This is a genomic window from Microvirga zambiensis WSM3693, from assembly GCF_016735695.1.
Classification (GTDB): domain Bacteria; phylum Pseudomonadota; class Alphaproteobacteria; order Rhizobiales; family Beijerinckiaceae; genus Microvirga; species Microvirga zambiensis.
The window spans coordinates 1-563 of sequence record NZ_JAERQD010000243.1 but is presented as its reverse complement, the minus strand read 5'-3'; the positions used below and the strand labels follow the sequence as shown (position 1 = coordinate 563).

The window sequence follows — 563 nt, the reverse complement described above, 5'->3', positions numbered from 1 at the left end:
TCTTTCAGGCGCACCGCCTCCTCGACGGCGATCTCGTCGAACGGGTTCATCGACATCTTGACGTTGGCCAGTTCCACGCCCGACCCGTCCGGCTTCACCCCAATCTTTACGTTGGAGTCCACAACACGTTTGATTGAGACAAGGATTTTCATGAAGTCATTCCAGGTAGAATGCCACGGATAGGCGGGTCAGAGACTTTGCCGCTTGACTGCAGCCGCTTCGTCGCGGCCCTAAGATCTCTGTTGAATCCCAGACTTGGTCACCGAGGACAAGCGAAAAAAGTCGAAGGTTAATTTAGGAATATTCAATGTAATGCCTCCCGAGGGTTGTTGTCGTATGTTCGATCCCAGCATAGTTTAGCGACGATCATTCTTGTGTCATGCAACGTACTTCGGGAGGACGGTCGTACCTCGGCGGAGGAACTCAGGCGGCGGTTTTCACTCCGATAGTTGTAACGGACCGGAGTCCCTGGAACACGACCATCAATAGTCGTCCGTGAAGAATGTTCTGTCGGCTTGAGTCACGCGCGTTGCGTCGAGGGAGCATATCCGACCAGCAATAGG

The 563-nt window shown here is 53.5% G+C and carries 1 pseudogene; it reads right to left on the bottom strand.

Annotation, left to right across the window (positions count from 1 at the left end):
- Window positions 1–152, bottom strand: a pseudogene (locus tag JKL46_RS36195) (electron transfer flavoprotein subunit beta/FixA family protein); the annotation flags it as partial.
- Between the last annotated feature and the right edge of the window lie 411 nt (window positions 153–563).